The following is a 19,084-nucleotide window of genomic DNA, read 5'->3' as shown; positions in this document are numbered from 1 at the left end:
GCGGGGAGAGACGGTGAGCAAGCTCGGCAAGATCGGGCCGTACACCCTGGTCGAGCGGCTCGGTCGCGGCGGCATGGGCGAGGTCTACCTCGCGACCACCCGCCGGGGCGAGAGCGTCGCTCTCAAGGTGCTGCACGACCTGGCCGAGGATGAGACCTCCCGTGTCCGGCTGGAGCGCGAGGTCCGGGCGCTGCGCAGGGTCGAGAGCCCGTACGTGGCCAAGGTGCTCGACGCCGACCTGAGCTGTGCCCGCCCGTACCTGGTCATGGAGTACATCGAGGGCGCCACGCTCCTCGACCGCGTCCGCCAGAACGGCGCACTCGACGTGTCCGACCTCGTGGACCTGGCCCAGGGCATCGCCGCGGCCCTGGCGATCATTCACGCGGCCGGGGTCGTGCACCGGGATCTCAAGCCGGGCAACATCATCATGGGCTCCGAGGGGCCCGTGCTCATCGACTTCGGCATCGCGCAGGTGCTCGACGCGACCCGGCTCACCATGACCGGCACGTTCCTCGGCACGCCCGGCTACACCGCGCCGGAGATCTTCGCCGACGAGCAGGTCGACTCGCCCGCCGACGTGCACGCCTGGGCGGCGACGGTGGCGTTCGCGGCGACGGGGCGGCCGACGTTCGGGCGGGGGACGGCCGAGGCGCAGATGTACGCGGTGCTGAACGGGCAGGCCGACCTCAAGGGCGTGCCCGTGGAGCTGCTGCCGCTGGTACGCGCCGCGCTCAACAGGGAACCGGGCAAGCGCCCCACGGCGGCGTTGCTGGCCGATCGGCTGTCGCGGCTGGCCAGAGCCACCAGCGCGGCCGAGCCGGAGCCCGCTGCCGGGTCCTCGGAGGAGACCAAGGCAGGCCGCGCCACCCCTGAGGAAAAATCCGCCCGGAGTCGGGCGAACACGGACAGTAAGGTGCCCGCACCGCGCACCCGTGCGAACCCCGAAACGAAAGGCTCGCCAGTCCGCGCCGACGGCAAGGGCGCCGCGGCGCGCAGCCGTACCGGCACGGATGGGAAGGGCGCCGCGGTCCGCAGCCGCACGGAGGTGCCCGCGCCGCGCGGGCGCACGGGCGCGGCGGACGGGAAGTCCGCTCTCGCGCGCTCCAAGATGACCGCGCCGCGCCAGCGTGCGGCGGCGGCCGTCCGGAGCCGGCCTCAGGTGCGCAGGAAGGCCGGGCTCAGGGCAGAGTCGACCACCACGCTGCCCGCGGGCAACGGCGCCCTGCTGATGCTGGCCGTGCTCGCGGTGCCGTGCGTGGTGACCTCGGTGATCTGGCCGATCGCCTCCATCGCGATCACCACGGTGTTCGTGGTGCTGACCAGGACGCTCTGGATGAGCCACTGGCTGGTCAGAAACCGCAGCTCGCGGCGTACGCGGGTGGCGCTGCGCGTGCTGCTCTTCCCGGTCGCCCTGGTCGGGGCGGCCGCCACCGCCGGCGTGTGGCCGGGCGTGCCGGTCGCGCTGGCGTCGGGCGGCGCGCTCTGGGTGACCGGCGGCGGAGTGATCGACTCCGACTGGTGGCAGCAGCCCGCGCCCGTGACGGTGGCGGGCGTGGTGTTCGGGATGCTGTGCGGTGGTTTCGCCGGGCGCGAGATCGAGCGGATCGGGCATCGGCTGCCCGATCTGCGCAGGGAAGGGCTGCGCGCACTGGCCGTGCTGGGCGGGTTCGTCGCCCTGTGCGCGGCCGCCGTGCGCGCTATCGCTCTCCTGCTCTGACCTGCCGCTCTCCAAGGCAGGCCGAAGCTGCCCCTCGGGGTTCGGAACCCGCCGCTCGTCGCCGATCGCGGTGGGTTTCGCGGCCGATCAAGCTGATCGGCCGCGTACGGCGGTGCGGCCGGTCAGCCCTGGCCGCCGTCGCGGCGCGAGAAGCGGTTGAAGATGCGCTCGCCCGCGTTGACCGCGCCCTCGGCCACGTCGCGCAGGACGCCGATGAACGGGTCCTGCGACTGGGACCAGGACGCGCGGTAGGACTCGGCCGCGGCCTTGATCTCGTCGGTCACTCGTGCGTTGGGGTCGTCCTCCCTGCGCGGGTAGTCCCCGCCCAGGATGCGCTCGTACTCGCCGCTGCGCTGCCACTTGTCCAGCTCGGCCACGCGCACCACCGCGAACGGGTGGGTCGTGCCGAGCAGGTTGAGCACCTTGAGGAAGCCGTCGCGAAGGTCGCCCGCGGTGTCGTATTCCTGGTACTGCTCCAGGAACGCCTCGATGTTCATCTCGTGGGTGTAGTCGCCGCCGGCGAGCTTCATCAGCGCCCGCTTGGCCGCCTCGGGGTCCTGGCCGACGAGCAGGCCGCCGCGGTCGGAGGACAGCTCCGACTTGCGGTACCACTCCTCCAGGCCCGCGACGATCGCGCGCAGGCCGATGTAGCCGAGCGGGATCCAGGCGACGCGGGTGGCGAGGCGGGTGAGGATGTCGAGCATCGTCCGGTAGACCGCGTGTCCCGACAGGATGTGGGCGGTCTCGTGGCCGATGACGAAGCGCTGCTCCTCCTCGTTCATGAGGTTGAGCAGGCCGGTGGTCACGACGATGAACGGGTCGTCGAAGCCGATGGCCTTGGCCTGGACCTGCGGATCCTGCTGGATGTAGATCTCGGGGATCCGGTGCAGGTCGAGCGTGTAGGCGGCGTCGCGGCCCATGTCGTAGATGGAGCGGAACTGGGTCTCGCTCACGCGTACGGCAGACGCCAGGTACATCAGGCGCAGCCGGCGCTCGCTGATGAGGCCGGACATCTGCTTGAGAACCGTGTCGAACCCACTCAACTTACGCAGAGCGACCAGGGCGGACCGGTCTGCGGGGTGTTCGTAGGCTCGGGACGAGATGCCGGGCAGTTGGACGCGGTTGCGGTCCGGGGTGGTCGTCATGCCCGGCATGCTACGTCCGCAACGGGAGTGATGCGCGGTCATCACCAAGGGGGGTGCCATCATGTTGTGGTACAAGGTCCGCGTAAGGTCCGTTTCATGATGAATGCACCTGGTGTGCAGGGGAAGCGGCGAGTCGGAGTGATGGGTGGGACGTTCGATCCCATCCACCATGGCCACTTGGTGGCCGCCAGCGAGGTGGCCCACCACTTCGACCTGGACGAAGTCGTGTTCGTGCCGACCGGGCGGCCGTACCAGAAGGCCGAGCGCGAGGTGTCGGCCGCGGAGGACCGCTATCTGATGACGGTCATCGCGACCGCGTCCAATCCCCGGTTCTCGGTGAGCAGGGTGGACGTGGATCGCCCTGGGCCGACGTTCACCATCGATACTTTGCGTGATATTTCGGAAATTTACGGTCCTGGGGTTGAGCTGTATTTCATCACCGGCGCGGACGCGCTCGGCGCCATCCTGGACTGGCAGAACGCGGACGAGCTGTTCGAGCTGGCCCATTTCGTCGGCTGTACCCGTCCGGGGCACACGCTCCACGATCCCGGGCTGCCGGAGGGGCGGGTGACGTTGCTGGAAATTCCCGCACTGGCCATCTCGTCGTCCGAGTGCCGGCAACGTGTCGCCAAGGGAGAGCCGATTTGGTATCTGGTGCCGGACGGAATCGTCCAGTACATCAACAAACGGGGGCTGTATCACGCGGAAGGATGACGGCCTCCGTGCCGTAGGTGAGGGGTTTCGGCCCGGAAGGGTACCCTCAACGTATAGGCATGCTGCCGACACAGGAGGACAGACCCGCATCGTGACCGCATCCGACAGATCCGTCCAGCTCGTGCGCATCGCCGCGGAAGCCGCGGCGGACAAGCTGGCCGATGACATCCTCGCATACGACGTGAGCGAACAGCTCGTCATCACCGACGCCTTCCTGCTCTGCTCCGCCACCAACGACCGCCAGGTACGCGCCATCGTCGACGAGATCGAGGAGCGGCTGCGCACCGAGGCCGACGCCAAGCCCGTGCGCCGAGAGGGCGAGCGCGAGGGCCGCTGGGTGCTGCTCGACTACATCGACATCGTCGTGCACGTCCAGCACGAGGAAGACCGCACGTTCTACGCGCTCGAGCGCCTGTGGAAGGACTGCCCGGCCATCTCGCTGCCGGAGAGCGTCATGCAGGCCAACCTCCAGCGGGCACGCGCGTGAGCGGGCTCCCCCATCTCGAGTCCGAGCGTTCCGCATGAGCAAGAGGATCGTCTGCCTCCGGCACGGGCAGACCTTGTGGAACGTCGAGCAGCGATTCCAGGGACACTCCGACATCCCCCTCGACGAGACCGGCATCGCGCAGGCCGCCAGGGCGGCGTCGTTGCTGGCCTCCCTGCGGCCCACCCTGGTCGTCTCGTCCGATCTCCAGCGCGCCAACGACACGGCGCTGGCGCTCGCGCGGGTCGTCGGGCTGGACGTGAGCGTGGACAAGGACCTCCGCGAGCGCGGGGGCGGCGAATGGGAAGGGCTCACGCGCGACGAGATCGCGTCGCGCTGGCCCGAGGAATACGTGGCCTGGGAGGCGCCGGGTGGAGAGCCCGTCGCCGACGTGGCCACCAGAGTGGCCGGCGCCATGCGGCGCTGGGCGGCCAAGCTCGACGACGACGGCCTGCTGGTCGTGGCCTCCCACGGGGCCGCGCTGCGGCTCGGGATCTGCGAGCTGCTCGGGCTGCCCGAGCAGCTCTGGCCGGCGCTGGGCGGGCTGGGCAACTGCTCGTGGTCGGTGTTGCAGGAGGGGCGCAGAGGATGGCGGTTGCTGGAGCACAACGCCGGGACGCTGCCTGAGCCCGTCCGCAGCGACGACCGGCCGGAGGCCGAGGCATAGCGAGTTCGTACGGCTCGGGGGCCGTACGACCAGCGCGCTCCGATTAGGCGAATCGGCGCGGATGGCTATATGCTCTCGGAGCGCCGCAACGGGTGGACTCGGAGCGGTGACCAGGGGCTATAGCGCAGTTGGTAGCGCGCCTCCATGGCATGGAGGAGGTCTGGGGTTCGAATCCCCATAGCTCCACAAGCGGATTCGATCAGCGGCGGTGTCCTTCGGGGCATCGCCGTTTTTGCGCGTTTGGGGCAAGGCCTGGTCAATGATGCCCGTGCTGGAAGTGGACACCGCAAACGATCATGGTGCCGTACTATGGCGTGGTACGCCGAGGTACGATTGAGCCATGGATGCTCCAATACCTCGTTCGACCGAGGTGAGCGTGCGCCAGTTCGTCAACGACTCTGGTGGCGTCACGCGCGGCCTGCGTGAGGGAAAGCGGTACATTCTGACGCTCAACGGCGAGCCGCTCGCCGAAGTGAAGCCGATCAAGCGTCGCCGGTTCGTTCCCACAGCTGAGGCGCAGGCCGTGTTCGCCACCGCCCCGGCTATTGACTGGGACGAGGTACGGGCTGATCTGGACGCGGTGATCGATGACGAGCTACGCGATCCGCTCGACGGGACCGGCCTGTGACCCGGCATGAGCGAGGCGTTCTCGACACGAACATCGTGGCTGCTTTCAAGCTCTTCGATCCCGCCGAACTGCCCGCAGAGTCGGCGATCACCGCAGTCACGCTTGGCGAACTGTCGCGTGGACCGTATGCCACCGACGATCCGGTCAAGCGTGCGGGAAGGGTCGCGGTGCTCCAGTATGCCGAGGCGGCGTTCGGTGATCCGCTGCCGTACGACGCCGAGGCGGCCCGCGTGTTCGGGCAGATCTGTGCCGTCGTGTACATGCAAGGTCGACAGCCACGAAGCCGGACCGCCGGCCTGATGATCGCTGCAACGGCCGCCGGTAACGAGCTGCCGTTGTTCACCGCGAACCCCAAGGACTTCGACGGCCTGGAACGGCTTGTGAACGTGGTCGCTGTGACACGACCTCACGGCGCGACGGGCTAGCCTCGATGAAAGAAGCCCGGCTTCCGTGATGGAGCCGGGCTTTTTGCTGTTCAGGCTTGATCGCTGTGGGCGCCGGTAGGCCGGGATGGCGGGAGATGCTGCTTCCGGGCGTCCTGGTCATCGTGCAGATCCTGCTCTGGGCACCGCACGTCCCAGGGCTTCTCCTGGCCGCGAGCACGGTGATCGCCTTCGCCGCTCTCAGCTGCCGTCGCCTCGCAGCCCCGTGGGCCCTCGGCGGCACGCCGCTGGCGTCGGTGCTGGGCCTCGGCACGATGGGCGGAGCTCTGCTGGGCCTCGGGACGGTCGGTGGCGCTCTGGTGGCGGTGCTGGTTGCCCTGCATTCGCCGGCCGTGCGCCGTACAGCCGGGTTCGCCGCGGCCGGGGGCGTCTGCGCCGTCCTGGTCGTGATCGGGACGGCTCTTGCCGCCGACAGCGACTTCATCCCCGTCGAGGCGCGGACGAGTACCGGCGCACGTTCCCGACGCCACGCTGGTGCCCGTCGCGAACGCGGGTCACGCCATCGCGGGCGGCCGACCCGACGCCTGCACCCGCCTCCTGCGGACCTTCCTGACCGAACGGTAGTGTGCGGGAAAACATGATCGAAAGGTATGAACCTTGGCAGCCTCCCTCGTCGCTTTAGCGCTTGCCTCGTTGCTCACCGCTCCATCCTCCGCACTGCCCGCGTGCCCGCTGATCTTCGGGCACGGCGGTTACCCCACGGGCGCCAACGCCTGGGAGCGGGACCAGGTGCGTCAGCCCAACAACCCCACGGCCATCCGCCGCTACCAGTCCTGGGGCGCGTCAGGCGTCGAGGCCGACCTGCAGCTCACCAAGGACGGCACCAAGGCCGTCATGTGGCACAACACCTCTACCTGGGGCCTGACGGGCACGAAGAAGAACATCACCGACATCTGGTGGGCGGCGGGCGACACCGCGCTCAAGGGCCGGACCATTAACCGCGGCATCTTCGAGGGCGAGACCGTCTACACCTTCCGCGAGTGGCTGGCCGAGATGAAGAGCGCCGGCATGATCGGGCTGGTCGAGATCAAGCCGGAGGCCCGGCAGTCGCTGCTCAACTCCAACGCCGCGATCAAGGCGCGGGCCTGGGCCGAGGTGCTCGACCCCGTCAAGGAGCGCTACCAGTCGCAGGAGATCATCCTGTACTCCCACAACAGCGAGATCGCCGCCGAGCTCAGGAGCCGGGTGAGCGCCGCGGGCATGACCAAGGTGCTGAGTGGCGGGCCCATCTGGCCGGAGGTCACCAAGTGGGAGGAGCCGCCCCCCTCGTGGACGCTGAACGAGAGCGCGTGGCAGGGGGCGCTCGATCGCGGCGCCAAGCGGGTGGCCACCGACTACACGCCCCAGTTCAACGCGTGGCTGAAGGGGAAGTGCCAATGACCCGGTGACGGGTCAGCCTTCGGTGTCGTCCGGTGGCCGATCAGTTGAGGGCGCCGTTACGGGCCTGCCAGCGGGCCCGGTGGCGCTCGGCGGCGTCCTCGGCCAGGGCCGTCGCCGCGGCGGGCACCGGCTCGGCGGCCCAGGAGCCGAGCCGGCTCTCCATCCGGTCCACGAAGGTCACCCCGTGCTCCGTCAGCCGGCCGCTGCTCAGGAGGGTGCGGGTGACCAGGTGGGCCGCCGCCCGCCAGCGGGCGAACTCGGCGCTCGCGCGGATCTCGTCCTCGCCCGACTCGTGCTGCCGCTGCCGCCGCCAGAAGTCCGTCACGCCCAGGTACGCGTACGCGCCCTGGAGCAGCCCGCCGGCGGGTCTGGGGTCCTCGCGCCAGGGCGCGTAGTAGCGGGAGCCGTCGTCGGGTTCGGTCAGCGGCACGATGTCGAGCAGGGCCGAGAGCTTGGCGTGCTGGGCCTCGTGGGTGAGGGTCTCCGCCAGCGTGCGGGGGTCCGGCGGGTCGGAGAGGGCTATGCAGCCGTAGGCGTCGCGCGAGGAGGCGCTGGACGAGCCCGTCGAGGGGGTGGTCAGCGGCGTGAGGACCGTGATGCCGGCCGACACCTCCTCGGCGATCGGCTCGTGGTGGCTCACCAGGAGCTGCCAGGATTCGTCCAGGAGGCGCTGCCAGCGGGCCGCCTCCGCGTCCGTGAGCCGCCCGTGCAGGTCGGTCGCCCCCGGCAGCCGGTGCGGGTCCAGATCGTCGATGAGCACGTTCAGGCTTCTGCCCCGGGACTCGGCGGAGAGGGCGCGCAGCCGCTGCCAGCCGGGGGCGTCGTCGCGGATCTCGACCACCAGGTCGCCCGCGCTCACCTCCGCGCCCTCCGGCCAGCAGTGCACGGTCGCCATGGTCACGCCGCCGGGGAAGGCGACCTGCCCCAGCGACGGCAGCATGGCCCTGCCGGCGAAGACCGGAACGTCCACCTCGCACGTCGTACGGGCGTGGATGGCCGCCGCCGCGGCGAGGGCGGCCAGCTGCTCCGGCGAGCGCCGGGAACGGATCGCGTGGCGGGCCCAGGCGCCGACCGACGGGTGCTGCAGGACCCTGCCGACCGCCTCCGGATGGCTCGTCTGGAGCGTGGCGAGCAGGTCGTAGGCGCGGCGCGTCCGCGCCCAGGAGGTGTGGCCCAGGTCGCGGGCCACGTCCAGGACACCCCTGATGAGCAGCAGGTGCTTGCTGTATTGGGCGGCCTTGAGCCGCCGCACGGCGCCGCCGCCTCCGCCGCCGTTCGCGAGGGCGTCGAACGCGTCCGCCGGGATCCGGTGGTCAGTGAGGTTCATCGGGGATCCTTAGTACGGCGACGGACGTCGGCCTGCACGGTCCGGCCGACGTGCTTGATCAGGCTCAGCAGGTCGGCGCAGTAGACCGAGGGGTTGTGGAAGCCGTTGCCCGCTCTGTAGCGGTGGGCGAACAGACCGCCACCGCAGATCATGCCCACCTCGCACGCGGCGCACTCCGGCGCGGGGTCGAGGCGGGCGATCTGGCGGGCGGCGGTGAAGGGCAGGAGCAGGAGGTCGTCGAAGGAGTCGCGGGCCACGTGCAGCCCGGTGCTCCCGGCGCCCTCGAACGCCGACTTGAGCAGGTCGGACTGCTCGATCTCGCCGTCGGTCTCGATCACGATCATGGCCGCGGGCGAGAGGCCGATCTGCTCGGTGGCCGACTCCCCGCCGAGGAGCAGGTGGATGATCTCGTCGAACAGCCGGACGCGGGTGCCGTGGGACGGGGTGGCGTACCACTGGTCGAAGACGGTCGCCAGCCAGGTCGCGTACGGGGTGTCCGGCGAGCCGGGGACCCTGCCGGGCGGCGGCTCGGACCAGTTGCCGTGGGGGAGCAGGAAGTCGATCAACGGCGGGTCGAAGCCCAGGAGGGCGGTGTAGGTGCCCAGGGGGTCGTTGCGGAGATCGACCGTGCACAGCAGCCCGTGGAACAGGTGCCGGAAGTCCTCGGACGTGAGGAGCTCCAGCGCGGCGGCCACCCGGTGGTAGCTGCCGCGGCCGTCGGCGGTGCGGCGGGAGCGGTCGTGGTCGGCCTGCCCGCCGTCGAGGCTGACCCCGACGCCGATCTCCAGCTCGTCGAAGAGCCTCAGGAAGCGCGCGTCGAGGAGCGTCGCGTTGGTCTGCACGCTGACGTCCACGCGGACCGGCACGGCGGACCTGACGACGCCCACGAGGTCGCGGATGTCGTCGTGGCCGGCCAGGAGCGGCTCACCGCCGTGCAGGATCACGTCGACGCTGTCGAGATCGTGCGCCTTGGCGTGTTCGGCGATCCTGCCCGCGGTGGCCTCGACCGTTTCCCGAGACATACGTTTTGGGCGAAATCTCCAGCTTTGATCCGCCATTTCGTACATGTAGCAATATGTGCATGACAAATCACATCTGCTATGTACTTTCAGGATGAACTGTCGGAACGGCGTCGGCCGCCAGCCGCGGACCAGCAGCGCGTCGACGTCCAATGTCGCTGGCCACTCTGACACCGCGGATCAGCCTCCACATTGAGACTTGCGAGGTGCCCAGCATATGACGTCATTCTGATAGTCGAAGCATCTCGTTGGCCCTGTCGAGCGCCTCGTCGGTGAGCAGGGGAAAGATGCCGTGAACCACGGCCGCGGCGGCTCGGGGAGTGCCCGAACGGTGAAATGCCTCAGCTAGTGCCATTTGTGCGGATATGTCATTCGGTGCGAGGGTCACCGCCGCGTTGATCTGCTCGATCGCTCGGGTGAGATCCCCATGGGCCAGGTGCCAGCGGCCGTCGATGGTGAGCGCGCGGGCGACCCCGTCGAAGCGCCCGCGCTCGGCGTACAGGCTCACCGCCTCGTCGCAGTAGCGGCGTACCTGCTTGACGTCGCCCTGGGCGAGCGCCGCGTCGGCGTGGATCTCGGCGACCTCGGCCCGCACCCAGGAGTCGTCGGGCTCGGCCGCGTGCCTGGCCTCGTCGGCGAGCCGGGCAGCGAGCGGCCAGTTGCGCTGGGCCCGCGCCGTGCGGGCCGCCTCCAGGTAGGTCGCGGGCGAGCCGCGGTGCGAGACCGGGCCGATGAGCCGGTCGTGGGCCAGCTCGTACCAGCGGCTGCCCATGCGGTGCTCGCCGCGCAGGATGTGCCGGTCATCGAGGGCGCGGGCCACGGCGTTGGGCATGCCCATGGTCTGCTCGATGCCCTCGTACGCGATGTTGCGGGTGCCGTGGTCGGTGATGAACGTACGGCGCAGCCAGAGCAGCAGCTCCCCCACGGGGACGTCGAACTCGCGCGCCACCTCCCCGACCGCGCGCTTGAAGAAGTCGAACAGGAACTCCTCGACCACCGCGTACACCCGCACGTGCTCCTCGCCGATCTCCGTCACCTCGTCGGGCAGCGAGTCCCACAGCGCGGAGCAGACCACCTGGAGCTGGACCGGCTCCACCAGATCCAGCTCGACGGTGGACGGGTTGCCCCACGCGTCCTTGACAGTGGCCGAGCGCAGCTCGCCGACCAGGAGCCGGGTGGCGGCGCTCGTGATGGTCCTGGACGTGCGGTCCAGCGGCCGCTCCACGGCCTGCCTCGCCGCCTCGGGGGAGAGCGGCTGCAGGTGGAAGCGGGCTCGCGAGCCCTGGCCGAACGGGCGCTCGTAGGGCAGGACGAGGAACAGGTACTCCTCGCGGAGCGACAGCAGGAGGTGCAGGCTGGGGTGGTCGCGCATGGCCCGTACGAGCTGGTCGACGAGCTCCTTGCGGTCGCGCTGGCGGGCCAGGTCGCTGTGGAACAGGGTCTCCGCCTGGTCGATGGCGGCCAGGACGGGCAGCGGGTCGCCGTACTCGTCCTCGCGCCCGGGGCGCTCGGTCAGGAAGCGCGTGATGGTCAGGCTCGCCAGCGAGCCGGGCGAGGCGTCCGGAGCCCAGGCCGACAGCAGCGCCATGACGTACGGGTTGCCGCCCGCGATCGGGAGCGGGGTGTGCGGCGAGATCCTGGCGACGGGCAGCACGTCGGCCCGCTCCGGATCGATCCTGGGCAGCACGCCCGCGTTGAGCAGCGAGGTCTTGCCCACGCCGGAGGCGCCGTAGAGCACGGTCAGCCCGGCCGCCCGCCAGAGCGTGGCGATCTCCCGCGACTCCTGCTCCCTTCCGTGGAACAGGTCGCTGTCGGCACGGCCGAAGGGGCGCAGCCCGACGAACGGCCGGCCGGCGGGATCGGTCACGGTCATAGCGGCGTCCTCGCATTCCAGTCGAGCAGTTCCTTGAAGAACGCGGACGTGGTGCCGACGTAGATCGAGATCTTCAGGTCGGCGTAATAGCTCTTCAGGTATTCGCCGGCCAGATTCTCCGCGTCGGTCAGCGACGTGTTCAGCTCCGGCAGGAGTTGCACGCTGATATGCCGGCGCTGCCGGGTGGAGGGAATGGATTTGATCAGCCCGTGAAAGAGCACCCGGAAGTTCCAGTCCTGGAGGCTGTAGCCGAGGAAGAGCAGCGGGCTCGAGGTCATGGCGTCGAGCACCGGCTCGGGAATCGGGAGGAGCTGGCGGCCGTTGGCGTCGTCGACGTCGCGCAGATTGAGGAGATACTGCACGTAATCGTTCTCGGTCAGCACGATGGAGGAGGGGTCGTCCCAGTTCCCGTGCAGGTGATAGATCAGCGGATGGTCGGGATCGGGGTCGGGCACGACGGCCCGCTTCGTCGGCTCCCACCACGTCGACCTGCACACATTCGGGGTGCGCGGACCTTTGCGGCAGTGCTGTAAAGCCTGGAGCATGAAGTCGTCGTAGTTGGTGGTGAGAAAAGTCTTGATCGGGAACTCGGCCAGCACCGTGTGCGGGTCGAGCGGGTCGGTGGCGCCCGCCGCGCGCTGTTTCAGGTATGCGCAGACTTCCACTTTGAGATCAGTGGGATCGTTATGCACGTGAGCCGCGTACTGCATCACGTGCGCGAGATTTCCGTGGTCGGCGAACGGAAAGCCGTACTCCTTCGCGAAGTGTTTGCTGAGCTCCTTGCCGGTCGGAAGTCGCCCATAGCAGGCGCCCGCCCCGAGAAGCGGGGTACAGTCGCCTCTGCGGAGCTGTCTGACCAATCGCACCCAGTCCGCTTCGTTCACGCGCCACCCCACCGGCAGGACCATTCTTGTGCTGAGGAGTATATGACCCGGGACGGATGGAAATATGTGAATGTTTTCGGGCTGGCCTAAATGTGGGGGAAGTGCCGGCCCGCAGGTCAGGCGTGGCGGCCGACCCGCGGGCTGACTCAGATGGAAGACTGGAATTTGGCCACGGGCGTCACGCCGGTCTCGTCGAGAAGGCGGTCTATGGCGTCCTTCAACCGGGAGTCGTCGATGTCTTTGAGCTCCTCCAGGGTGCGCCCGCTGACATCAATGAGCCCACCGCCGTACCCCTGCACTGCTTCCTTGTTCATCGCTCTCCCTGGACCTGATGGATCTAGCGGATCCTATCTATCTCTGGCTTCAATATGCTGTCTATGCTTGTCTCAGCTGACGTGACGACCGGCCGACTCGAGGCGATATCGTGACAAATTCGCACTCGCAACACGATTCCGGCCATGCGCCGTCCGTATGGGGCAAAGTCCCCCAGCGGAACAAGAACTTCACGGGTCGGGACGACCTCATCGAGAAGCTGCGTACGGGGCTCCAGTCCAAGGTCACTGCCGTCCTCCCCCAGGCACAGGACCAGTCTCAACCCGCGCCGCACGCTCTGCAAGGACTCGGCGGCGTGGGCAAGTCGCAGCTCGCGATCGAGTACGCCCACCGCTTCAGGCACGCCTATGACCTGGTGTGGTGGGTGCCGTCGGCGCAGACGATGCTGGTGAAGTCGTCGCTGGCCGGGTTGGCCCGGGAGTTGCATCTCAAGGTCGGTCCCCACAGCGTCGAGGACGCGGCCGAGGCGGCGCTGGACGCGCTGCGGCGCGGCGACCCGTACCGGAACTGGCTGTTGATCTTCGACAACGCCGAGACCCTGGACATCAACGACATCGTCCCGCGCGGCCCCGGCCACGTGCTGATCACCTCCCGCAACCACAGCTGGCAGGGCGTGGTCGACACCCTTCCCGTGGACGTGTTCGAGCGCGAGGAGAGCGTCGCGTTCCTGGTCAAGCGGGTGGGGCGGGCGATCGACCACGAGCAGGCCGACCGGCTGGCCGAGGCCCTCGGCGACCTGCCGCTGGCCCTGGAGCAGGCGGGAGCGCTGCAGGCCGAGTCGGGGATGTCGACCGATGAATATCTGCGGCTGCTGAAGAGGCAGACGACCCGGCTCCTGGGCGCCAACAAGCCGTCCGACTACCCGCTGTCGATGACGGCGGCCTGGGCCACCTCGGTGTCGCAGCTCAAGGCCAGGCTGCCCGACGCGGTCGAGCTGCTGCGCTGCTTCGCGTTCTTCGGGCCCGAGCCGATCCCGCGCGACCTGCTGGACGAGCTGCCCGAGGAGTACGCGGCCGGATCCAAGATCGCCGGCCTGCTGGCCGACCCGATCCAGCTCAGCCAGGTCATCCGGGAGCTGGGCAGGTACGCCCTGGTGCGGATCGACTCGGAGAGCCGAACGGTCCAGGTGCACCGGCTGGTCCAGGCGCTGCTGCGCGACGAGCTCGACGACGACGAGGCCGACGCCTTCCGCCGCGAGGTCCACCTCCTGCTGTCGGCCTCGGTGGCCGACTACGAGCCCGACGACACCACGGCCTGGCCCCGCTACGCCAACCTCCTCGGCCACATCACCACGGCCGACGTCAAAGGCAGCCGCGACCCCAACGTCCGCAAGTTCGCGCTCAACATCATCCGCTACGTCTACACCTCGGGCGACTTCGCGTCGGCCCGCGAGCTGGTGCAGGAGTTCCTGGAGGCCTGGCGGGAGGACGGCGGCGAGGACGACCGCCACGTGCTCACCGCCCAGCGCCACTACGCGATCATCATCCGCGAGCTGGGCAGCATCGACGAGTCGTTCGAGCTGAACAAGGCCCTCATGGAACGGATGCGGCGCGTGCTCGGCGAGGGCGACGAGGAGACCCTGCTGCTCACCAACAGCCACGGCGCCGACCTGCGCAACCGCGGCGAGTTCGCGGAGGCGCGGGAGCACGACCAGGAATCGCTGAGCCGGCACGAGGCGGTCTTCGGCCGCTCGCACCGCCGCACCCTGCGCGCCATGAACAACCTCGCCCTCGACCACCTGCTGCTCGGCGACTACAAGGAGGCGCAGTCCCTGCACGCGCGCGTGCTCAAGCTGCAGCGGCAGGCCGGGTCGGGCGCGAGCCGCGCCAACGTGCTCTCCTCGATGAACAACCTCGCCCGCGTCGTACGCCTCCAGGGTCGCTACCGCGAGGCCTGCGACCTCGGCCAGGACGCCTACGACTTCGGTCTCCAGGAGCTGGGCCAGGAGCACCCCTGGACGCTGCGCTGCGCCAAGGACCTGTCGATCGCCAAACGCCGGGCGGGCCTCATCGAGGAGGCGCTCGAACTCGCCGACCGCACCTTCGAGGTGCAGAAACGCGGCACCAGCATCGACCACCCCGACACCCTGGCCGCCGCCCTCTGCCTGGCCAACGCCCAGCGGGCGGCCGACCAGGTGGACGACTCGCTGCGGCTGCTGCGGGACATCGTCTCCAGGTTCGCCAGCATGTACGGCGACGAGCACCCGTTCAAGTACGGCTGCGACAGCAACTTCGCCCTGCTGCTGCGGGTGAGCGGCAGCAAGGAGCAGGCCCGGGAGATCGACGAGGCGGCGCTGGCCGGGTTCGACCGGCGGCTCACGCGCAAGCACTACTTCTCCCTGACCTGCGCCATCAACCTCGCCAGCGACCTGGCCGAGGTGGGGCTGCACGAGGAGGCGCGGGTGCTCGGGGAGCAGACCCTGCTGGACCTGCGGGCCCTGTTCGGCGACGACCACCCGGTGACGCTGGCCGCCGGGGCCAACCTCGTCGTCGACCTGCTCGCCACGGGGGCCACGGAGGAGGCGGCGGCGCTGCGCGAGGACGTGCTGGATCGCTACGACCGGGTGCTCGGCGCCAACCATCCCGACGTGCTGGTGTCCCGCCGGGGCAACCGCCTCGACTTCGACTTCGACCCACCCGTCCTCTAACCGCGAACCGGGACCGCGATCGCCGTCACGATCAGGCCGCCGCTCACCAGCCAGCGGCCCTCGAAGCGGGTCGGCCAGCCCGGGCCGTGGACCGCGATCTCGGCGGCGAAGGTCCCGGACGCGGCCGGCGGGTGCGGGGAAGCGGTGAAGGTGACCGTGGCGTCCAGGAAGCCGAGCCACTGGCCCGTCAGCGGGTGCCACGCCTTGTAGATCGCTTCCTTGGCGCTGAACAGCAGGCGGCCCGGGTCCGGGATGTCCAGGAGGTCCAGGGCTGCGGCTTCCGCGGGGGTCGCGGTTCGATCCAGGACGCCGCGGGGCATCGGGAGGTGGGGTTCGGCGTCGATGCCGATCGACAGGGCGCCGCGCGCCACCGCCGCCGCCCGGTAGCCCGCGCAGTGCGTGATGCTGCCCACGACCCCGGGCGGCCAGGCGGGGGCGCCGCGCTCGCCGCGGAGGACAGGGCGGGGGGCCATGCCGAGCCGCCGTAGTGCCAGGTGGGCGCAGTGACGGGACGTACGGAACTCGCGCCGCCTCTTGTCCGCCGAGTCCGAAACGAGGGCGTCCTCCTCGGGGAAGAGCGTGATGTCCGGCGGGTCGCCGAAGAGCTCGGCGGTGGCGACCCATGAGGGCAGGATCTCATCGAGCATGGTGAACGCATTATCGTTCACCGTTTCGGCCGGGTCGCCCGGGCGAAGCGGTCGGTGAGGGCGCGGATGCGGTCGAGGAGTTCGGGCGGGTCGAGGACTTCGAAGTCGAACCCGGTGAGTCCGACATAGAGGGCGATCTCGTCGAGCGAGTCGGATCCCGTGTGCAGCAGGCAGGTGTGCTGGTCGATCGCCTCTATCCGGCCCGCCGTGGGGGACATGCCGGCGGCCGCCCGCTCGGCGGAGGCGTGGAGCAGGATGCGGGCCTGATGGCGGTACGGAGCCGACGCGACGGACTCGGAGACGTAACCCGCGACGTCCTCGGCCGGCGCCGGACGCGGGGTGAACCGCGGTCCGGAGGACGGCCGGCTCTCGATGCGGTCGACCCGGAAGGTCCGCCAGTCCTCGCGGCCGGTGTCCCAGGCCACGAGATACCAGCGGCGGGGGGTGTGCACGAGCCGATGGGGCTCGACGACGCGGGTGCTCGCCGTCTCGTCGCGGCTGCGGTAGCCGAAGCGCAGGCGATCATGATCGCGGCAGGCGGCGGCGATCGTGGTCAGCGTCTCCGGGTCCACCGTCGGCCCGGTGCCGGGCAGGGACACGGTGACCGATTGCAGCGCCTCGACCCGGCGGCGCAGCCTGGACGGCAGCACCTGTTCGAGCTTGAGCAGCGCGCGTACCGACGTCTCCTCGATCCCCGCGACGGTGCCGACCGCGGCGCCACGGAGTCCGACGGCGACCGCCACGGCCTCCTCGTCGTCGAGCAGCAGCGGCGGGAGGGCCGCACCGGCGCCGAGGCGGTAGCCGCCCGCCGTGCCTGACGTGGATCCCACCGGGTAGCCGAGGCTGCGCAGCTTGTCGATGTCGCGCCGGACGGTTCGTACGTCGACGTCCAGGCGTTCGGCGAGGTCGGCGCCGGACCAGTCGCGTCGCAGCTGAAGCAGCGACAGGAGCCGGAGCAGGCGCGCTGAGGTCTCCAACACAGTTCTCAGTCTGACGCCCCTTGAGGACAGCAATCGTCCGCAAGGCGAATTAACGTCTGGCCCATGCACACCGAAAGCACCGAAATTCGGCCGTTCCGCATCGATATCCCGCAGGCCGACCTGGACTCCCTGCGGGACCGGCTGGCGCGTACCCGCTGGCCCGACGAGCTGCCCGGCGTCGGCTGGACCTACGGCGTCCCCGTCGGCTACCTGAAGGGGCTGGCCGAGTACTGGCGGACCTCCTACGACTGGCGCGAGCACGAGAAGAGACTCAACGACTTCCCGCAGTTCACCACCACGATCGACGGACAGAACATTCACTTCCTGCACGTCCGCTCACCCGAGCCGGACGCGTTGCCGCTGATCATCACCCACGGGTGGCCGGGTTCGATCGTGGAGTTCATGGACGTCATCGGGCCGCTCACCGACCCCCGTGCGCATGGCGGCGACCCGGCCGACGCGTTCCACGTCATCGCCCCGTCCATCCCCGGGTTCGGCTTCTCCGGGCCGACGCGCGAGACAGGATGGGACATGTCCCGGATCGCCCGTGCCTGGGCGGAGCTGATGAGCCGGCTCGGCTATCAGCGGTACGGCGCCCAAGGCGGTGACACCGGCTCCGTGGTCTCTCCGGAGCTGGCCCGCATCGACTCCGAGCACGTCGTGGGCGTCCACGTCAACGGCAGCCTCGGATTCCCCACCGGGGATCCGGCAGAGCTGGCCGCCCTGAGCGAAGCCGAGCAGGAGCGGCTCGCCCGCCTGCAGCGGCAGATGGAGGAGGGCGCCGGGTACGCGATCATCCAGTCGACCCGTCCGCAGACACTGGGATTCGGGCTCGCCGACTCGCCGGTCGGGCAGCTTGCCTGGATCGTCGAGAAGTTCAAGGAGTGGACCGATCCGGCCGCCGAGCTCCCCGAGGACGCCGTCGATCGCGACCTGCTGCTCACCAACGTCAGCGTCTACTGGCTGACCGGTACGGCCACCTCGTCCGCCCGCCTCTACAAGGAGGGCAGGGCCGCTTGGGGGCGGCCGGCGACACGCTCCGAGGTGCCCGCCGGGGTTGCGGTGTTCCCCGGCGACTTCGGAGTCCGCTCCATCGCCGAGCGTGACAACAACGTCGTCCACTGGTCGGAGTTCGAGCGCGGCGGCCACTTCGCGGCGATGGAGGTCCCCCGGCTCCTGGTCGGAGACGTAAGGACGTTCTTCCGAGACCTCCGGTGACCCTTCGGAGAGTACTCCAAGGGATCAGGCCAGCGACTTCGTGAGTTCGTCGTGGACCCACGACGACAGCGTGGTCGGGGTGGTGGTCGCGGCGGTGCGGGCCTGCTCAGGGACGAAGCCGTCTCGCAGGCCGGTCGACATGCCCAGTACCGCTTCGGCAAGGCCGGGTGGCATACCGGCTTCGATGTACTGGTCGTACATCGCCTGGTCGCTGATCTGCTCGACGGTGATGGGGCGGCCCAGCTCGGTGCTGAGGATGGACGCCACGTCGTTCCACGTCAGGTCGGCGAAGCCGTGGACCGCTTGGACGTGGCGACCGGACCACGCCGGGTTGAGGAGCACCGTCGCGGCGACCTCGGCGATGTCGCGCGGAGCGACCCAGCTCATCGGTGCGTCGAGAGGCAGGGCGACCTGCAGGGTGCCGGCGCGGAGGGCGTCGATCTGGAGCAGCAGGTTGGTGAAGAAGTAGCCGCAGCGGAGGTGGGTCACGTCGACCCCGGTCTCGTTCAGGGCCACTTCGGTGCCTGCCAGCCCGTCGATCTCACCGGCCCCGTGGCGCTTCTCCGCCCCGACGCTGCTCTGGAAGACGACCCGGCCGATGCTGTTACGGGTGACGGCCGCCGTGACGGCTTCGGTGGCGCGAGCGTGGTCGGCCAACGGGTCGGCACCCGCCGCGGTGGGGTCAATCCAATAGATCGCTTCCACCTCCCGGGTCGCGGCGACGACCAGTTCCGTGTCCCAGGAGTCGGCCCGCACCACCTCGACGAAGTCGCGCAGGTCCGCGGGCAGACGGTCGGGTTGACGCATGAGTAGCCGGGGGCGGACACCGGCGCGCACGAGGGCGCGCGTCAGGTGCCGGCCGACGTTGCCATTGGGGGCGGTCACAGCAATCCGCATGAGCGGCCTCCTTCTGCATTGGGGCAGGTTGGAACGCTACGAGCAGAGGCGGCCTGTTCCCGTCCTCGTCTCCCGGCAGGA

At 69.7% G+C, this 19,084-nt stretch carries 19 protein-coding genes and 1 tRNA gene; 11 read left to right on the top strand and 9 right to left on the bottom strand.

The annotated features are described in order from the left end of the window. The first annotated feature begins 13 nt into the window (after positions 1-13). The gene (locus ACIHFD_RS46320; protein ID WP_397372320.1) at positions 14-1,717 is read left to right on the top strand and encodes a protein kinase; all 1,704 of its coding nucleotides are present in this window, start codon (positions 14-16) and stop codon (positions 1,715-1,717) included. A gap of 122 nt (positions 1,718-1,839) precedes the next feature. On the opposite strand, the gene ACIHFD_RS46315 is transcribed toward ACIHFD_RS46320, so the two are convergent. Beyond that, positions 1,840-2,871, bottom strand: a complete 1,032-nt coding sequence (locus tag ACIHFD_RS46315) for a M48 family metallopeptidase (RefSeq protein WP_397372319.1) — start codon at positions 2,869-2,871, stop codon at positions 1,840-1,842. Positions 2,872-2,958: 87 nt separating this feature from the next. Here ACIHFD_RS46315 and nadD point away from each other — a divergent pair, with 87 nt between their 5' ends. From nadD to ACIHFD_RS46275, 8 genes are all read left to right on the top strand, one after another. Further along, the gene (gene nadD / locus ACIHFD_RS46310) at positions 2,959-3,576 is read left to right on the top strand and encodes a nicotinate-nucleotide adenylyltransferase (RefSeq protein ID WP_192793669.1); all 618 of its coding nucleotides are present in this window, start codon (positions 2,959-2,961) and stop codon (positions 3,574-3,576) included. Positions 3,577-3,667: 91 nt separating this feature from the next. Continuing rightward, complete coding sequence (rsfS, locus tag ACIHFD_RS46305) at positions 3,668-4,063, top strand: ribosome silencing factor (RefSeq protein WP_080046168.1); 396 nt, start codon at positions 3,668-3,670, stop codon at positions 4,061-4,063. 34 nt (positions 4,064-4,097) lie between these two features. Beyond that, positions 4,098-4,727, top strand: coding sequence for a histidine phosphatase family protein (locus ACIHFD_RS46300; RefSeq protein ID WP_350740710.1), 630 nt, complete (start codon positions 4,098-4,100; stop codon positions 4,725-4,727). A 113-nt stretch (positions 4,728-4,840) separates the two neighbouring features. Further along, positions 4,841-4,913: transfer RNA gene (locus ACIHFD_RS46295), tRNA-Ala, on the top strand. 190 nt (positions 4,914-5,103) lie between these two features. Then, the gene (locus tag ACIHFD_RS46290) at positions 5,104-5,355 is read left to right on the top strand and encodes a hypothetical protein (protein ID WP_397372318.1); all 252 of its coding nucleotides are present in this window, start codon (positions 5,104-5,106) and stop codon (positions 5,353-5,355) included. Further along, the gene (locus ACIHFD_RS46285) at positions 5,352-5,780 is read left to right on the top strand and encodes a type II toxin-antitoxin system VapC family toxin (protein ID WP_350740706.1); all 429 of its coding nucleotides are present in this window, start codon (positions 5,352-5,354) and stop codon (positions 5,778-5,780) included. The genes ACIHFD_RS46290 and ACIHFD_RS46285 overlap by 4 nt, the downstream gene beginning before the upstream one ends. 95 nt (positions 5,781-5,875) lie before the next feature. Beyond that, positions 5,876-6,379 (top strand): hypothetical protein, encoded by a 504-nt coding sequence (locus ACIHFD_RS46280; RefSeq protein WP_397372317.1) that lies wholly within the window; start codon positions 5,876-5,878, stop codon positions 6,377-6,379. A 52-nt stretch (positions 6,380-6,431) separates the two neighbouring features. Next, complete coding sequence (locus ACIHFD_RS46275) at positions 6,432-7,178, top strand: glycerophosphodiester phosphodiesterase (protein WP_397372316.1); 747 nt, start codon at positions 6,432-6,434, stop codon at positions 7,176-7,178. Between the two features lie 40 nt (positions 7,179-7,218). On the opposite strand, the gene ACIHFD_RS46270 is transcribed toward ACIHFD_RS46275, so the two are convergent. The 5 genes from ACIHFD_RS46270 to ACIHFD_RS46250 form a co-directional block, all read right to left on the bottom strand. Next, positions 7,219-8,505 carry an HEXXH motif domain-containing protein gene (locus ACIHFD_RS46270; RefSeq protein WP_397372315.1) on the bottom strand — a complete coding sequence of 429 codons (1,287 nt, stop codon included), beginning with the start codon at positions 8,503-8,505 and terminating at the stop codon, positions 7,219-7,221. Beyond that, positions 8,502-9,698 (bottom strand): FxsB family cyclophane-forming radical SAM/SPASM peptide maturase, encoded by a 1,197-nt coding sequence (locus ACIHFD_RS46265; protein ID WP_397372314.1) that lies wholly within the window; start codon positions 9,696-9,698, stop codon positions 8,502-8,504. The genes ACIHFD_RS46270 and ACIHFD_RS46265 overlap by 4 nt, the downstream gene beginning before the upstream one ends. 49 nt (positions 9,699-9,747) lie before the next feature. After that, positions 9,748-11,397, bottom strand: a complete 1,650-nt coding sequence (locus tag ACIHFD_RS46260; protein WP_397372313.1) for a tetratricopeptide repeat protein — start codon at positions 11,395-11,397, stop codon at positions 9,748-9,750. Further along, positions 11,394-12,305 (bottom strand): SIR2 family NAD-dependent protein deacylase, encoded by a 912-nt coding sequence (locus ACIHFD_RS46255; RefSeq protein WP_397372312.1) that lies wholly within the window; start codon positions 12,303-12,305, stop codon positions 11,394-11,396. The genes ACIHFD_RS46260 and ACIHFD_RS46255 overlap by 4 nt, the downstream gene beginning before the upstream one ends. A 122-nt stretch (positions 12,306-12,427) precedes the next feature. Next, entirely contained in the window at positions 12,428-12,595 is a 168-nt protein-coding gene (locus tag ACIHFD_RS46250; protein WP_185078173.1) for a hypothetical protein, read from the bottom strand. Between the two features lie 110 nt (positions 12,596-12,705). Here ACIHFD_RS46250 and fxsT point away from each other — a divergent pair, with 110 nt between their 5' ends. Further along, a complete protein-coding gene (gene fxsT / locus ACIHFD_RS46245) occupies positions 12,706-15,261 on the top strand; it encodes an FxSxx-COOH system tetratricopeptide repeat protein (protein ID WP_397372311.1) in 2,556 nt (851 codons plus the stop codon). Here the strand turns inward: fxsT and ACIHFD_RS46240 are convergent. Both ACIHFD_RS46240 and ACIHFD_RS46235 read right to left on the bottom strand, forming a co-directional pair. After that, positions 15,258-15,908, bottom strand: a complete 651-nt coding sequence (locus ACIHFD_RS46240; protein ID WP_397372310.1) for a 4'-phosphopantetheinyl transferase — start codon at positions 15,906-15,908, stop codon at positions 15,258-15,260. The two genes, fxsT and ACIHFD_RS46240, sit on opposite strands and share 4 nt — an antisense overlap. Positions 15,909-15,925: 17 nt before the next feature. Next, positions 15,926-16,888 (bottom strand): helix-turn-helix transcriptional regulator, encoded by a 963-nt coding sequence (locus ACIHFD_RS46235; RefSeq protein WP_397372309.1) that lies wholly within the window; start codon positions 16,886-16,888, stop codon positions 15,926-15,928. 63 nt (positions 16,889-16,951) lie between these two features. On the opposite strand from ACIHFD_RS46235, the gene ACIHFD_RS46230 reads away from it, so the two are divergent. Continuing rightward, positions 16,952-18,106 (top strand): epoxide hydrolase family protein, encoded by a 1,155-nt coding sequence (locus tag ACIHFD_RS46230; protein WP_397372308.1) that lies wholly within the window; start codon positions 16,952-16,954, stop codon positions 18,104-18,106. A gap of 24 nt (positions 18,107-18,130) precedes the next feature. Here the strand turns inward: ACIHFD_RS46230 and ACIHFD_RS46225 are convergent, their stop codons facing one another. After that, entirely contained in the window at positions 18,131-19,003 is an 873-nt protein-coding gene (locus tag ACIHFD_RS46225) for an NAD(P)H-binding protein (RefSeq protein ID WP_397372307.1), read from the bottom strand. Between the last annotated feature and the right edge of the window lie 81 nt (positions 19,004-19,084).

This window comes from Nonomuraea sp. NPDC051941, assembly GCF_044593615.1.
This window is presented reverse-complemented; position numbering and strand designations above follow the sequence as displayed.

Coding starts and splice junctions, on each gene's coding strand:
- ACIHFD_RS46230 (WP_397372308.1), top strand. CDS start 16,952: ATGCACACCGAAAGCACCGAAATTCGGCCGTTCCGCATCGATATCCCG.
- ACIHFD_RS46250 (WP_185078173.1), bottom strand. CDS start 12,595: ATGAACAAGGAAGCAGTGCAGGGGTACGGCGGTGGGCTCATTGATGTC.
- ACIHFD_RS46225 (WP_397372307.1), bottom strand. CDS start 19,003: ATGCGGATTGCTGTGACCGCCCCCAATGGCAACGTCGGCCGGCACCTG.
- ACIHFD_RS46255 (WP_397372312.1), bottom strand. CDS start 12,305: ATGGTCCTGCCGGTGGGGTGGCGCGTGAACGAAGCGGACTGGGTGCGA.
- ACIHFD_RS46240 (WP_397372310.1), bottom strand. CDS start 15,908: ATGCTCGATGAGATCCTGCCCTCATGGGTCGCCACCGCCGAGCTCTTC.
- ACIHFD_RS46280 (WP_397372317.1), top strand. CDS start 5,876: ATGCTGCTTCCGGGCGTCCTGGTCATCGTGCAGATCCTGCTCTGGGCA.
- ACIHFD_RS46315 (WP_397372319.1), bottom strand. CDS start 2,871: ATGCCGGGCATGACGACCACCCCGGACCGCAACCGCGTCCAACTGCCC.
- ACIHFD_RS46260 (WP_397372313.1), bottom strand. CDS start 11,397: ATGACCGTGACCGATCCCGCCGGCCGGCCGTTCGTCGGGCTGCGCCCC.
- ACIHFD_RS46270 (WP_397372315.1), bottom strand. CDS start 8,505: ATGAACCTCACTGACCACCGGATCCCGGCGGACGCGTTCGACGCCCTC.
- nadD (WP_192793669.1), top strand. CDS start 2,959: ATGATGAATGCACCTGGTGTGCAGGGGAAGCGGCGAGTCGGAGTGATG.
- ACIHFD_RS46300 (WP_350740710.1), top strand. CDS start 4,098: ATGAGCAAGAGGATCGTCTGCCTCCGGCACGGGCAGACCTTGTGGAAC.